The following is a 13,172-nucleotide window of genomic DNA, read 5'->3' as shown; positions in this document are numbered from 1 at the left end:
TAGAGGGCAGTTTACATAGTTTTTGCTATGCCGTTTTTGTCATCAGCTACAACCACTACGGGTTTGTGTTTTTCCATTTCCTCAGGGCTGTAATAGCCGAAGTTTATGATAATCACAATATCACCCGGCTCAAATTTCCGTGCCGCCGCACCCAAAATGCCAATTCGCCCACTACCCTCAGGGGCCGGCACAACATAGGTTTCCACCCGTTCGCCGTTATTTATATTGGCAAGCAGAACCTCTTCGTAAGGTCTTATTCCAGATGCCTTTAACAGGTTTGTGTCGATCGCTACGCTGCCCGGGTAGTTCAATTCAGCATCTGTTACAGTTGCCCTGTGTATTTTTGCTTTAAGCGCTTTTACAAGCATGTTTAAATCATTCCTTATTTATCAAAATATACTAAACAAAATATTATACAATAGAGATTGCCTGTTGTTCAAGCAAAAAGCCGGTTAATACCGCTTATTTAGATGGTTTTTTTGTGGCAATAAAAAAAGCCGCACTCTTTCCCGTAAATCTGTCAAGTGCCTTCAGCCTCATTCGATTAGTTCTATCCTGGCGGCTTTTATGGTAAATGTCATGGTTTTCTCGGTTTTATCAGTTTGTATGCCTTTCCCGAGGAGGATGCAGCTTTGAGTGTTATTTGAATCGGTAATGGCAAATATTTCAACTGTTGCTGCTATGAAATTGATCTTCTCGCTGCATATTCTGTTTCCTTCCAGGCTGTAAACGGAGAGAATTGTTGAATCTTTCTGGCCTATGATATCTGTATAGCCAAACACACAGTTTGAGCCGAGAACAGTTTTATTCTCAATCATTGCGTTTTCAGTGTCGGTGACCCTGGCCGTCCATTTGTGTTTGAGGCTTGTGTCTAACATGGTTATTTTCTGGCACAGTGACATTCCCTCGCCGGTGAATTTTACCCCGTTACCGGGGCATGTTTGCTGTGTTTGTTGATTGTTTCCTTTTTCTGACGTGACTGGTTCCGTATCAAGGTATGAGATTGCAGCTCCTGATTTGGCGGCTGAAATAACAGGAAAGTTGAATGTGCCCAGGCCAGTTTCGAATGTGTATTCACCTTTAAAGTTGCCGTCGAAATCATATTTGCGGACAAAAATATCTGCGGGGGATTTTAAACCGAATTTCGATTCTGATTCACCGGATATGCCGACTATGTAAATACCTTCATTCTCCACAGCGGACATGTCGTTAACTGCGCATGTCTGGTTGTAATCAATCTCTCTGAGCCAGCGGAGCTTGTTATACATGTCCATCTTGAAAACGCAGCCGCCGGGGTGGTTTATGCCGCAGTAGTAAATGCCGTTATCCGAGACGTATGAATCAGTAACCGTTGTCCGAATTCCGTAGTCTGTCGGTTTGAAGTTTGGCGTTTCATATAGAATAACGCCTTTGATCTCATGAAGCGGCTTGAGCGGTTCTGTTGTTTTGCTCCTGGACGGGCGGAATTCGCCCACCATTTTCAGCCGGCCGTTGTATTTGTAAACAGCCAAAATAGAATTGCTCGTCATCTTTGCCCAGAATTTGTAATCTGGAGCCTTGCCGATGAGTTTTTTTGTAATCCCGCCCTCGTGGTCAATGCTTCCGGTATATATGCACCCGCTTTGTGGTTCTTTCGTTATGAAAGAAAACCCGGCAAATTCAATTACGTTTTGCTTGTTTAACCACGCTTTCGAGATGCAGGAGCTTTTGTCGTCTTCAAAAGAGAACTCTTTTTCCCAGACCAATTTAAGCTGAGGTTCCAGAGCCGCGAAGATAACATCACAGCATATTGCTGTAATCGCTATGACAGTTACATACCTTTTCATTGTTATTCCTTATTAAAAGAAGCTGCAACTTCCGGCAATCCGCCGGCAAAACATGTATTATATAAATGATTATGTAAAAAAGCTATCTTATTTTGTGAGCTGAAGGATATCCTTTTTAAAATCGGGATATTTCCGTATAAGCTGTTCTCTGTCTGCCATTTGAAAATCTTCAAATTCAAAGCCTGGAGCGACGGTGCAGCCCATCAGGGCGAACTTTCCACCCTCAGCAAGCCGGCATCCCTGCCAGCTGCCTGCCGGAACAAGAACCTGGGGCTGTTGGCCGGTATTGATGTCTGTGCCGATAGAGATATTTTTGCCGCTGCCGTCAGGCAAAAGCTGGAGCATTTCTACCGCATCCCCAAGATAGAAATGAAATATCTCATCACTGGCAACCCTGTGCATTGCTGAAAAAGTGCCGGATGTCAAAAGGTAGTATATGGCGGTGCCTGCGCAATGCTGCGTCTTGTATGTGTTTTTAACCGCGGGATTATCAAACGCCAAACCGCTGCGGTATGTTTCAGTGAAATATCCGCCTTCAGGGTGGGCCTGGAGCTTGAATCTTTGAATGATATCCTTAGCGGTAATATTCATGTTGTTTGCTTTCTGCAAAGCCGCGGCGAGCACTTGAAAACAGCCATTGCTCAGGCAGCCTGCACAGCCCGGCTTTGCATCTGAATTTGAATTTCGCTAAATCAGTCCTCGTTTTTTAGTACCGTCATAAATGCCTCCTGAGGGATCTGAACCGAGCCGACGCTCTTCATACGCTTCTTGCCTTCTTTTTGCTTTTTGAGCACTTTCATCTTACGTGTGATGTCTCCGCCGTAGAGCTTAGATGTAACATCTTTTCGGAAGGCCTTAATAGTTTCTCTGGCGATTATCTTGCCGCCGATGGCAACCTGCAGCGGAATTTCGAACTGGTGGCGGTTTATAGCTCTGCGGAGTCTGATAAGCAGCCTCCTGCCGCGTGCTTCGGCGTTGGATCGGTGGACTATTATTGAGAGCGCGTCAACGGCGACCTTGTTCACGAGAATATCAATCTTAACCAGGTTCGATTTTTCAAAACCCAGCAGCTCGTAATCCATTGTCGCGTAGCCGTGTGTAGCACCTTTGAGTACATCGTAGAAGTCGTAAACAATCTCTGCCAGCGGGGCCCGAAATTCCATCATGACACGGATAGGGCTGATATATTCGGTTTTGTTGAGCTTGCATCGCCTCTGTTCAGTAAGCTGCATAACCGCGCCTATGCTTTCTTTAGGCATTATAATCTCAAGGCGTACAATGGGCTCACGAAATTCTGCAACCAGTGAGGGATCCGGCATCTGGCTGGGCGAGTCAATCCGCATTACCTCGCCGGAAGTAGTTAATATTTCATAGCTTACAGTTGGGGCGGTCTGAACAACACCGATGTCGTTTTCACGCTCAAGACGTTCCTGTATTATTTCCATGTGCAAAAGCCCCAGAAAACCGCAACGGAAGCCAAAACCCAAAGCAGGGGAGTTCTGAGGTGTAAACGAGAAACTTGAGTCGTTCAGCGCCAGTTTCTCGAATGCCGCTTTCATTTTTGGATAATCACCCGTGTCGGCGGGATAAAAGTCAGAAAAAACCATCTGCATCGGGGGATTGTAGCCGGGCAGCGGGGTATCAGCGGGATTGGCATCGTCTGTAATTGTGTCGCCGACAGTGACATCTGCAAGGCTCTTGATGTTGGCGATAAGGTAACCCACTTCGCCTGTTCCCAGTGAATCAACAGCGACCATTTGCGGCTTAAACTTGCCCAGCTCAGTAACATTATAGTTGCGGTTTGAGCCCATAAGCATTATCTTCTGGCCGGTTTTCAGCTCGCCGGAAACAACCCTCACATAACATATAACGCCGCGGTAGCCGTCGAAATGACTGTCAAAAATAAGAGCCCTCAGGGCTTCATTGCTTCTGTCCAGCGGGGCCGGGAGTTTTTCGACAATAGCAGTAAGCAGCTCTTTCATGCCCAGGCCGGATTTTGCACTTACCATATAGCATTCGTCATGACTGAAACCGAGTATTGTTTCAACCTCTTCGGCGGCGACTTCCGGCTGTGCCGCCGGCAGGTCAACCTTGTTGAGCACCGGTATTATCTCAAGGCCGGCTTCTACTGCAAGGTATGCATTGGCAACAGTTTGTGCCTCAACACCTTGAGATGAATCAACCACAAGCAGTGCGCCTTCACACGCCGCCAGGGCACGGGATACTTCATAGTGAAAGTCCACATGTCCCGGGGTGTCAATGAAGTTTATCATGTATTTTTGGCCTTCATGGACATAGTCCATAGTAACCGCGGAGGCTTTGATTGTTATGCCGCGTTCACGTTCCAGATCCATGCTGTCAAGCAGCTGCTGGTGAAATTCTCGCTCTGTTACAGACCCTGTCATCAGCAGCAACCGGTCAGCGATTGTGCTTTTGCCGTGGTCAATGTGTGCCACGATAGAAAAATTACGTATATGTTCTGTTCCCATAGGTTTTTACAATTTTATTCCTGAATAATTCCGTTTCTGTATCTAATATTTTATTATATCCGTAAAAAATATAAATGCAATATGCTAAACGCCTGATAAAATCTTATTCAGGAGTCAATATGAAATGGATTAAATTGATGAAATATTTCAACCAGTGATATGGCAGGAAAAGCGGTTTCCGCAAACCGGTATTATGACAACTGTATCAAAGACATCTGCGGCGACAGTTATGTCAAGCCCAGAAAAGATAAAAAACTAATTGCAAAACTTTATACTTGTTTAATAATGTTTAGTGCGTAAAATTGAAATGCAGAAACCGATTGTTAATACAGGTGTATTTTATTTAGTGGCTTCGGTTTTTAACAGGAAGCTGTACAGTTAATTTAAAATGTTTGTAAGTGCATTTATAAAAGGTGTTTATTAAATTGTGGAGACTGATTATGAGCAACGTATTACCATCCTATCTTAAAGAAGCCTCACCCAACTCGATGGAGAACCGCGCACCGTGGTACAAGAATACCGCACCGTCGTATGCGGGCATATTCATCTCAGTACCCTTTATGGCGGGTATGGCCGGCGCTCTTGCCTACGGCAGCGTAAACGCGGCGGTAATAGGCCTGATCCTGGGCTCGCTGTTTTGTTTTCTCATCTATTATGTGCCTGGAATTCTTGGTTTTAAGACCGGAATGCCGCTTTATGTTGTGGGCTCATCCACATTCGGCACCAAAGGCGGAATCCTGATGCCGGGGCTGTTGATGGGTGTTCTTCAGATCGGTTGGCACGCAGTTTTTACCTTCACAGCGACGAGTTTTTTCATGAAAGCCATCGGCAGTAACGCCGAAGCGGGCAGCCTGCTTTTCTGGATAGTCGCGGCCGTGTGGGGTCTGATCCTCGCATTTGTCGGGGCAACCGGCATAGGCCTGCTCGGAGCGATTTCAAGCTGGGTGCCGCTGGCGCCGCTTATTGTTATTATAATAGCCGGCTTTTCTAATCTTGATGGTATATCAAAGTTTTCCGATGTAATGTCAGGATTTAACTCATTCGGAAGTGCCGTTCCCGTGATGGGTATAGCGGCATTCGCGGCGTTTCAGTCTGCCGCGGGCTTCTTTGCTACCGCCGGTGCAGCGGGAGCTGATTTTACATGCAACAGCCGCAGTGAAAAAGATGTTGTTATGGGCGGTCTTGTCGGCATCACGATTGCAGCTCTGGTTGCCGGTATCTTTGGTATTATGACCATGGCCGGCGCAATCGGCAACAACCCTGAGCTGGCTGTTCATGCCGGCAGCGGAACGTTTGCGGCATTTATAGAGTCCATCGGAACTGTAAGCGGATTATCAAAAATCATGTACTGGGTATTTGTAATAGCGTGCGTATGCCCGACAGGCTTTTGCGCGTTTTTGGCGGCTAACGCCTTTGCGACAATGTTCCCCAAAATACCCTCAAAGCCTATGACGCTGGTTTCCGGAGGCATAGGTGTAGTGCTGGCGGCAACAGGTCTGGCGGCAAATCTGGTTGGCTTTTTCGGCATAATCGGTGCTTCGTTTGGGCCGATACTTGGAGCTATGTTCGCTGATTATATCCGCAGCCGCGGCTGGAACGGACCCCGCGAAGGCGTCAACTGGGCAGGATATATCGCCTGGGCGTGCGGTTTTGTTGTAGGAATACTGGGCGTAATTCCCGGAATCGGATTCGCTTACGGTCTGGAAACGCTTATGTCGTTTATTGTAGGCTTTGCAGTATATCTGCTTGCCGCGGGCATGGGATGTGAGCCGAAAACTGTGCCGCTCGAGAATTAGGCATGAGGCGCTAGTGTAGAGAAAATTCACGAATTTTCTCATTTTGAAATCTGGGATTTGAAATTTCAGATTCGAGATAAATATAAAAGACATAGTTTTCAAAGTTGAGAGTCAAGAACAATAAATCGTCATTTAACAGCGATTTATTGTTCCTTTGAAATAATTTATATTATACATTTTATATTTAAAATGGCCGCAGAGGCCGTTTAGAAAGGTAAATTATGGCTAAAATATCAAGGCGTAATTTCGTGAAAAGCTCCGCGGCATTGGGTGCGTTTACTTTTGTGCCCAAACATGTTCTCGGAGCAAATGGTCAACCATCCGCCAACAACCGGCCTAATATCGCCATTGTCGGCGCGGGCGGAAAAGGAAAGAGTGATACAAAATCTGCTTCGCAAGAGAGCAACATTGTGGCGATATGTGACATAGATTTTGAACGGGCGTCAGAAACTATTAAGAGTTTTCCCAAAGCCAGGAAATATCATGACTGGCGGATAATGTTTGACGAGATGGATAAAGAAATAGATGGTGTTATAATCTCGACTCCTGACCATACCCATGCCGTCATCGCCGCAGAAGCTATCAAACGCGGCAAACATGTCTGTGTTCAGAAGCCTCTTACGCACACGGTCTATGAATCCCGTTACCTCACCGAGCTTGCACGCAAGCACGGCGTTAAAACACAGATGGGCAACCAGGGCCACTGCGGCGAGGGTATCCGTCTGGTATGTGAATGGATCTGGGACGGCGCAGTCGGCGACATCCGCGAAGTTCACACCTGGACTGACAGACCGATATGGCCGCAGGGCGAATATGTAAAACTTTCAGAAAAACCTCCGGCGCTGCCTGATCACATAAAGTGGGATCTGTGGCTTGGGCCGGCTCCTGCTGTACAGTATTCGCCGGAGATACACCCTTTCAAGTGGCGTGGTTTCTGGGACTACGGCACAGGCGCTCTTGGCGACATGGGCTGCCATGTGATTGATCCAGTGTTTGAAGCCCTGAAACTTGGTTCTCCCAAGTCGGTCGAGGCGAGCTCTTCAAGGTATAACGAGATTTCCGGTCCGGCGGCTTCGATTGTTCATTACACGTTCCCCAAACGCGGCGATATGCCCGAGGTCGTTGTTCACTGGTACGACGGCGGTCTGCTGCCGATGCGGCCTGAGACTATGGAACTTGCACGCAGAATTGGAGACAACGGTGTGCTGTTCATAGGTGACAAAGGTATCCTGGGGTGCGGCTGTTACGGCTCAAGCCCGAGGCTGATACCGGAAACCGACATGCAGGCTTATGAGCGGCCGGAGAAGACAATACCGCGTGTTAACCCTTCTCCACAGATTGACTGGGTTCGCGGCATTGTTGATTCAAGCCACGTTCCGTGTTCGAATTTTGAGGCTTCAGGCCCGCTTTCCGAGATGGTGCTGCTGGGCAACCTGGCGCCGAGATTCAGAGGCGATAAACTGATTTGGGATTCAAAGAATCTTAAATTTACCAATAACCAGGAAGCCTCAAAGCTCGTTCATAAGGAATACAGAGAAGGCTGGAGCCTGTAATATTATCCAATAAGCTGAAAATTCGGAAATTAACTTTAACTGGAGAGACGCGGTATGATTTTTGGCCCGATAGATATTTTGGTATTTGTGGTTTTTGTTGTTGCGGTAATCTCTATCGGCATAGTAAAAAGCCGCAATGAATCTACAAGCGAAGACTATTTTCTCGCCGGACGCGGCCTTAGCTGGTGGCTGATAGGGTTCTCTCTTATCGCGGCGAATATCTCTACCGAGCAGTTTGTCGGCATGAGCGGAAATGCGGCCAGCCACATCGGCCTTGCTATTGCCAGTTATGAATGGATGGCGGCTGTGACGCTGGTCATTGTCGGATTCTGTTTCCTGCCGTATTTTCTGCGGGCCGGAATCTATACCATGCCCGAGTTTTTGGAATACAGGTACAACAGCGCCGCAAGGCTGATAATGGCGGTAGCGACGATGTTCATTTATATGCTGCTGCTTGGAGCTGTAACCTATTCCGGTGCACTAACCATCAGGACGCTTGCCGGCAAGATGGGCTATGACGTTTCTCTGCTTAGCGGTTCTGTTGTTATAGGCGTTATAGCAATGGTTTACGTGGCGGCAGGCGGGCTTAAGGCCTGCGCCTGGGCAGATTTAATTCAGGGCAGCGCCCTGATACTTGGCGGAGCTGTTATCATGATATTCGCTTTTGCTGCCCTTGGCAATGCCGATGAGGCCGCGGCGGTATCTGATGCCGGCACCGGCGAGGTTGTCTATAAGTCCTTTGCCCAGTCACAGTCATCGATAGAGCGGTTCTGGGAGCTGAACAAGGCCCGCATGAATATGTTTCTGCCAAGAAACGACAGGACACTGCCCTGGACGGCGCTGCTGCTGGGGCTGTGGATACCGAACTTCTATTACTGGGGGCTAAACCAGTACATAACGCAAAGAACACTCGGCTCGGCTTCGCTTGCTCAAGGGCAGAAGGGTATCGTGTTCTCAGCGTTTATGAAGCTGCTGGTTCCCTTTGTAATAGTTGTCCCGGGTATCATTGCATTTAATCTGTATTCCAAAGATATGCAGCTCGAGGCGGTGCACGATAATGTCGCTGTTATGGTAAAATACTACAAGGCCAACCCCTCAACTGATTTTCTCGAACGAATCGAGAATCCCTCAAATGAGCAGATTCAGCAGTGGGGCTCAGATAGAATGATGATTGCTGTTTTTGACAGTGAAGACGTTCTTGCTCAAACAGAGTTAAACTCTCCGTATATACTGCCGCTGACCAAAACTGATTATGAGCAGATAACTGTCGATGAGTACACCGTATTCAAAAGCGATGATCAGTCGTGGGCCAGCACCTACCCAATTCTGGCAGGCGAGCTGGGGCCGTATAACATGAATGTCCAGGAATCAGCCCAGACCGGCGGCACAGGCATATCTACAGAGAAATTTGTTGCCTACAAATATGACACGGCTTTCGCTCAGCTGCTGGGCAATGTCCTGCCTCAAAACACGGGTTTAGTCGGTTTTGTGCTGGCTGCGCTTCTCGGTGCTGTTGTCAGCTCTCTGGCGGCAATGCTCAACGCCGCATCGACGATATTTTCCATGGATATATTCCACAAGTATATAGGCAAGACGGCAGAGCAGAAAACACTTGTCATGGTTGGCAGGTGCTGTGTCGTTGTATTCTCGCTGGTGGCGATAGCTTTGGCCCCTCAGCTTGGCAACCCTAAGATCAGCAACAGCATATTTACCATCATACAGGAAAGCCAGGGGTTTATATCACCGGGTATCCTGGCGGTGTTTGTTTTCGGACTGCTGATTCACAGGGCACCGGCGTTTGTCGGGGTTGTGGGCCTGCTGACTAACATCGCCGCTTACGGAATTTTAAAACTTTATGTACCGGGGCTGAATTTCCTCAACCGTATGGCGATATGTTTGGGACTTTGTCTGCTGATTATGGCTATTATGACAGTTATAAAGCCTCTCAAAGAACCAATTGTCTTCAGACAAAATACGCAGATAGAGCTGACAACTTCCAAAACGGCAAAGATTTTTGGAGTTGCGATAATTATAATTACTCTTATATTCTATATAGTTTTCAGTCCTATTGGGATATGTAAATAAATTAAAACAATGTGAGGTAACTATGAAACGAACTTTAATTATAATGGTGACACTTATGGTATTATCAACAGGTTTGTGCCTTGGCGGCGATTGTATAGCCGCAGGGCATCCATCAACGGAATTTTATGAAGGCTGGCGGCTTGGCACACAGGCTTACACGTTCAGACTTTTTACCTTCTATGAGGCTGTTGACAAAGCAGCCCAGCTTGGTCTTGACTGGATAGAGATGTATCCGGGCCAGAAAATCTGCGAAGAATTCGGCGATGCCAAAACCAATGTGGATATGACTCCTCCGCAGCGAAGGGCAGTCAAAGAAAAGCTCGATTCGGCGGGGATCCGGCTGGTGAATTTCGGCGTGGTAGGCCTTGGAGAAGACGAGCAGGCCAACCGCAAGGTTTTTGAATTTGCAAGGAACATGGGCATTGAGACAATTGTCTCTGAACCCCCGCAGGAGTGCCTGGACAAAATCGATGAGTTATGTAAAGAATACGACATAAACGTGGCAATACATAACCATCCCCAGCCGAGCAGATACTGGAACCCGGAGGCTGTTCTCGAGGCGTGCAAAGGCCGCAGCGAGTATATCGGAGCCTGTGCTGATATTGGACATTGGTGCCGCAGCGGAGTTGACCCTGTAGAGGCAGTTAAGATGCTTGAGGGACGCATAATTTCCATGCACTTCAAGGATATAAACGAGTTCGGCGTGAGAAAAGCTCACGATGTCCATTGGGGCAATGGTGTCTGTAAAGTTGACGAGGTTCTTGAGACTCTGAACAGCCAGGGTTTCAAGGGCGTTTTCTCCATTGAATATGAGCATAACTGGGAAAACTCTGTGCCGGATGTTTATGAGTGCATACAGTATTTCAACAAGAAGGCCTCGCAGATCAATTCCAGCGGCTGGCAGTATGTTTTCGAGCCGGACCTTTCAAACGCGGCTTATAAAAACAAAGATGCCAAATGGGAATATGAAATGGGAGTTATCAAACGTCTTGGCGGCGGGGATATATGCACAAAAGAGAAATACGCTGATTTTGTCCTCGATTTCGGCTTCAAAACAGAGAAAGGTTCAAACAGCGGTGTCCTGCTTCGTACACAGAATTATAACTGGACTCCCTGGATAGAAGTGCAGATCCTCGACTCATACGGAAAAGACACACCGGATAAACACGATTGCGGCGGCATATTTGACCTGCTTGAGCCTGCCCAGATAGCGGTAAATGAGCCCGGCCGGTGGAACAGAATGACAATATACGCGATTGATAACAGAATAAACGTTATTCTCAACGGGAAAACTGTTACCGAGATGAATCTTGACCTCTGGAGCGAGGCCGGCAAAAACCCCGACGGCAGCGAAAACAAATTCAAGGAAACAGCGTTCAAAGACCTGCCCAGAGAAGGCTACCTGATATTCCAAGACCACGGCCAGGAAATCAGTTTCCGCAATATAAAGATTCTGCCGCTGAATAAATAAAAAAAATTATTTTCTTATTTGACTTACACTGGTTTCTGTTTATAGTAACCTGTAGATAGAAATTTAAAACTTAATTTATACTGAAAATACAAATGATTAAATTTGCTGCAAACAACTTTTATTTTGGCTTTAACTGGCGTTATTGGTATCGCTCAGGGGCGGTAACGGTTGGATTGCAGTTTTAATTACTGAACGCATAAGGCCGTAAGCCCCTTGAGGTTTGCGGTCTTTTTTTTGTTTTAAAGATAGAGGCCGCAGGCAGATAACCTGGCGGCCTTTTTTGTTGGAATATTGACCCTTATGTAGAGAAAATTCACGAATTTTCTCAAATTGAAATTTGAGATAAATAAAATAGACATGATTAACCCGTCACTTGTTTTTAAAACAGGTTATATAGTGAAACAAGTGACGGGTAATCCTGTCTTATAAAGAAAAAAACAGGAACATAAGTTATGCTTTTACAGACGTTTCCAGAATGTAATAGATTTAGAGAGCTTGCTGAAAACGCGAATGTGATACCCGTTTGTGCTGAGGTGCTGGCGGATACAGAGACACCGGTATCGCTGCTCAAGCGGTTTTACCGCGGCAGGGGGCCTGTATGTCTGCTTGAGAGTGTTGAAGGCGGAGAAAGATGGTCGCGGTACAGCTTTCTGGGTATCTCTGCCAGGGCGACGGTGCAGGTTTACCGAGATTCAGTCGTCATTAACGAAAACGGCCGGATGAAGACCATCCCGCACGGCGGCAAACCGCTTGAAACACTGCGGGAGATTATGAAGGGATATAAACCCGCGCAGATTCCCGAGCTGCCGCGGTTCTGGGGCGGGCTTATCGGGTATTTTACCTATGAAGCCGTTAGTTTTTTTGAGCCGAAGATAATCAATAAATTGCCCGAAGATAAGCCGCTGGCGAGCTTTATGATACCTGAGACGGTTATTATATTCGATAATATCCGCAAGACGATGACAGTTGTTTCACTCGCATTCAAAGATGCAAATGAAGATGTGGACACGCTGTACCACTTCGCGGAAGAAAGGCTCAAAGACACGCTCAGCGCCATTGAGAGCAGGGATAAATACTCCACACCGATACAGGGCAAATCTGATATGACTTTAAAACCGCTTGTCGAAAAAGACACATTTATAGAGCGTGTTGAATATGTAAAAGAGCAAATCAAAGCGGGCGAAATTATACAGTGCGTTATCTCCCAGCCGTTTGTCAGCGACGCTCCCAAAGACGTTATATCTTTATATCAGGCACAGCGTTACATAAATCCATCACCATATATGTACTTTATTCATCTTGGCGGCACGGTGCTTATCGGTTCTTCGCCCGAGACAATGGTGCGTGTTGAGAACCGCACGGCGAGCCTGCGGCCTATCGCCGGCACACGCCAGCGCGGAGGCAGCGAACAGGAAGACCGGCGGCTGGCTGATGAGCTTCTCCGTGATGAAAAAGAGCGGGCTGAGCATATAATGCTGGTTGACCTGGGCCGCAATGATCTCGGCCGCGTCGCAAAAACCGGCACTGTGCAGGTAACGGATTTGATGGTAGTCGAGCGGTATTCACATGTGATGCATCTGGTGTCAAATGTAACATGTGACATAGAAGACGGTTACGATTCTTTTGACCTGTTCGGGTGCAGCTTCCCCGCAGGCACCCTCTCCGGCGCTCCCAAGGTGCGGGCGATGGAGATAATCGCCGAAATGGAGGACACTCCCCGCGGGCCCTACGGCGGCGGCGTGGGGTATTTCTGCTTCAGCGGGAATATGGATTTCGCCATCACGATACGAACAGCAAGCATTGAAGACGGAAAACTCACCGTGCAGGCCGGCGCAGGGATAGTGTATGACTCCGTGCCGGAAAGTGAATATACAGAAACAGTGAACAAGGCCGGCTCCGTCCAGAAGGCACTTGAGCTTTTGAGGAAAAACCAGTAAACTATAAACGTAGAA

9 protein-coding genes are annotated in these 13,172 nt (G+C 47.4%); 5 read left to right on the top strand and 4 right to left on the bottom strand.

The genetic code is table 11. The annotated features are described in order from the left end of the window. Positions 1–11 precede the first annotated feature (11 nt). From panD to lepA, 4 genes are all read right to left on the bottom strand, one after another. Entirely contained in the window at positions 12–368 is a 357-nt protein-coding gene (gene panD, locus SMSP2_RS05655; protein ID WP_146683023.1) for an aspartate 1-decarboxylase, read from the bottom strand. A 168-nt stretch (positions 369–536) separates the two neighbouring features. Next, positions 537–1,826, bottom strand: a complete 1,290-nt coding sequence (locus tag SMSP2_RS05650) for a hypothetical protein (RefSeq protein ID WP_146683022.1) — start codon at positions 1,824–1,826, stop codon at positions 537–539. Positions 1,827–1,913: 87 nt separating this feature from the next. Next, a complete protein-coding gene (locus SMSP2_RS05645; protein ID WP_146683021.1) occupies positions 1,914–2,417 on the bottom strand; it encodes a cupin domain-containing protein in 504 nt (167 codons plus the stop codon). Between the two features lie 101 nt (positions 2,418–2,518). After that, on the bottom strand, positions 2,519–4,315 hold the full coding sequence (lepA, locus tag SMSP2_RS05640; RefSeq protein WP_146683020.1) for a translation elongation factor 4: 1,797 nt from the start codon (positions 4,313–4,315) through the stop codon (positions 2,519–2,521). A 440-nt stretch (positions 4,316–4,755) separates the two neighbouring features. On the opposite strand from lepA, the gene SMSP2_RS05635 reads away from it, so the two are divergent. From SMSP2_RS05635 to SMSP2_RS05615, 5 genes are all read left to right on the top strand, one after another. Next, the gene (locus tag SMSP2_RS05635) at positions 4,756–6,111 is read left to right on the top strand and encodes a cytosine permease (RefSeq protein WP_146683019.1); all 1,356 of its coding nucleotides are present in this window, start codon (positions 4,756–4,758) and stop codon (positions 6,109–6,111) included. Positions 6,112–6,332: 221 nt separating this feature from the next. Next, complete coding sequence (locus tag SMSP2_RS05630; protein ID WP_146683018.1) at positions 6,333–7,664, top strand: Gfo/Idh/MocA family oxidoreductase; 1,332 nt, start codon at positions 6,333–6,335, stop codon at positions 7,662–7,664. Between the two features lie 54 nt (positions 7,665–7,718). Further along, a complete protein-coding gene (locus SMSP2_RS05625; RefSeq protein WP_146683017.1) occupies positions 7,719–9,749 on the top strand; it encodes a sodium:solute symporter family transporter in 2,031 nt (676 codons plus the stop codon). 22 nt (positions 9,750–9,771) lie between these two features. After that, positions 9,772–11,220 carry a 3-keto-alpha-glucoside-1,2-lyase-like domain-containing protein gene (locus SMSP2_RS05620; protein ID WP_146683016.1) on the top strand — a complete coding sequence of 483 codons (1,449 nt, stop codon included), beginning with the start codon at positions 9,772–9,774 and terminating at the stop codon, positions 11,218–11,220. 452 nt (positions 11,221–11,672) lie between these two features. Beyond that, positions 11,673–13,157: an anthranilate synthase component I family protein gene (locus SMSP2_RS05615; protein WP_146683015.1), complete on the top strand. Its 1,485-nt coding sequence runs from the start codon at positions 11,673–11,675 to the stop codon at positions 13,155–13,157. Positions 13,158–13,172: the final 15 nt, after the last annotated feature.

The organism is Limihaloglobus sulfuriphilus (assembly GCF_001999965.1).
Taxonomy (GTDB): Bacteria; Planctomycetota; Phycisphaerae; order Sedimentisphaerales; family Sedimentisphaeraceae; genus Limihaloglobus; species Limihaloglobus sulfuriphilus.
The sequence above is the reverse complement of the archived record's forward strand: the minus strand, read 5'-3'. Positions and strand labels throughout refer to the sequence as shown.